Raw genomic sequence first — 1,741 nt, 5'->3', positions numbered from 1 at the left:
TCAGTTTGTCGACAAAAGGGGTTCGGAATGTTCTCATTCCGAACCCCTTTTTAGATTTTAGCGGATTTTTCATGGAAAATAGACTCTCTTATCTATACTTTTAGGCCATTACTGGACTTCTCCACGTCCAGTTGGCCATCTTCTTCAAGTTCAAGGCAGCGAAAGTAAGCATCGCCTGCATCGACAATTTTTTAAGTCCCCTCAGGGTTGTCCAACGCATGCCATGCTTTTCTTTTGCATCTGCGAATACACGCTCAATGGTTTCCTTGCGCTTCGCATAGATTTCTTTCACTTCCGCTTTGTGCCTTAAGTGGTCCGCTTCTTCCACGTACTCTTGCCAGATATGGCGAGTTACCACCTTTTGATGGTCCTTGCTTTCTGTACATTGCGCTAAAAACGGGCAGGTGGCGCAAATCTGCTTGGGAGATTTGTATTCACGGTACCCCTCTTTCGTGGTGGTTGAATACTTTAGGACCTCACCGGCAGGACACAAGTAACAGTCGTAGAATTCATCATATACATAGTCGTATTTGCGGAAAAAACCATCCTTCGTCCGTGGTCGGGTATAAGGCAAAGCTGGAGTCATTTCGTTTTCCATCAGAAACTTCGTAATAGCTGGGGTTTTATAGGCAGCGTCTGCCGCAACGGCGTTGGGCTTTCCAACTTTCTCTATCACTTGTTTTACCATTGGCTCAAGGATCAGGCTGTCATGCGTGTTACCAGGTGTCACAATCGTACCGAGGACAAATCCGTTCCGGTCTGATGCCGCATGAAAGGAGTAGGCAAACTGTTTGGTCCGCTCATCTTTCACGTAATACCCACTTTCCGGGTCAGTCGTACTTTCCTTTATTTCCTTCGATTCTTCCTTGTCGAACTTTTCAGGAGGAATAGGCTTCTTCCCATGGTCTTCCCGATCCTGATTGATTTCTTCCTGGAGTTTCTCTTGATACGCCCGTGTTTCCTTTCGGACTACTTTCTTCTCGAATTTATGCTTATTCGCACTTGCTTTTACATGGGTTGAATCCACAAAGACGTGTTCGGCACTGATGAGTTTCTTTTCAGATGCAGTCTTAAGGATTCGATAGAAAATCTGCTCAAACAAATCGGTCTCTTTAAAACGGCGTTCGTAATTCTTCCCGAAGGTGGAGAAGTGGGGCACTTTATCATGGAATCCATAACCCAAAAACCAGCGATAGGCCATGTTGGTTTCTACTTCTGAAATGGTCTGGCGCATGGAACGAATACCAAAGGTATATTGAATGAAGGTAAGTTTAATTAAAATAACAGGGTCAATGCTTGGGCGCCCAATTTCCGAATACACATCCTTCACCAAGTCATAAATGAAAGAAAAATCAAGGGCTGCTTCCATTTTGCGGACTAGATGTTCCTGAGGAACAAGTTGATCTAAAGCGACCATCTCTAATTGATCTCGTTGGATTGGATTGTTTTTCGAAAGCATCTTCATCACCTCAAGCGTTATATGGTTCTATTTTAAAATAGGCTTTGGTATAGTTCTACCTTAAGTTTAGAAGCACTGTTGATTGGAGTGGAAGGCGCGTAGACTCCTGCGGGATCAGCTGGACAGGTGAGACCCCGCAGACGCCAACGGCGGCGAGGAGGCTCAGCGCCGGCCCCGCGGAAAGCGAAGCGCCTGGAACGGAAATCAACAGCCCCCATTCCACCACCAACCAAATAAGACTGTAAACAAACACGATTTTCATCGAGTTTGTCTACAGTCTGA

2 protein-coding genes are annotated in these 1,741 nt (G+C 45.5%); both read right to left on the bottom strand.

Annotated features, from left to right (window positions below; genetic code table 11):
* Nucleotides 1–100: 100 nt before the first annotated feature.
* Complete coding sequence (locus HRJ06_RS22840; RefSeq protein WP_174735230.1) at nucleotides 101–1,459, bottom strand: IS1182 family transposase; 1,359 nt, start codon at nucleotides 1,457–1,459, stop codon at nucleotides 101–103.
* 32 nt (nucleotides 1,460–1,491) lie between these two features.
* On the bottom strand, nucleotides 1,492–1,741 hold a 250-nt coding region (locus tag HRJ06_RS23105; protein ID WP_206753061.1), incomplete at its 5' end, for a hypothetical protein.

This window comes from Mesobacillus harenae (assembly GCF_013343715.1).
In the GTDB taxonomy this organism is placed as follows: Bacteria; Bacillota; Bacilli; order Bacillales; family Cytobacillaceae; genus Mesobacillus_A; species Mesobacillus_A harenae.
Note: the sequence above shows the minus strand (reverse complement) of the source record. Positions and strands in the feature narration are given on the sequence as shown.

What these genes read in the sequence shown, in the direction of transcription:
- HRJ06_RS22840 (WP_174735230.1), bottom strand. Translation starts at nt 1,459, where the DNA reads ATGCTTTCGAAAAACAATCCAATCCAACGAGATCAATTAGAGATGGTC.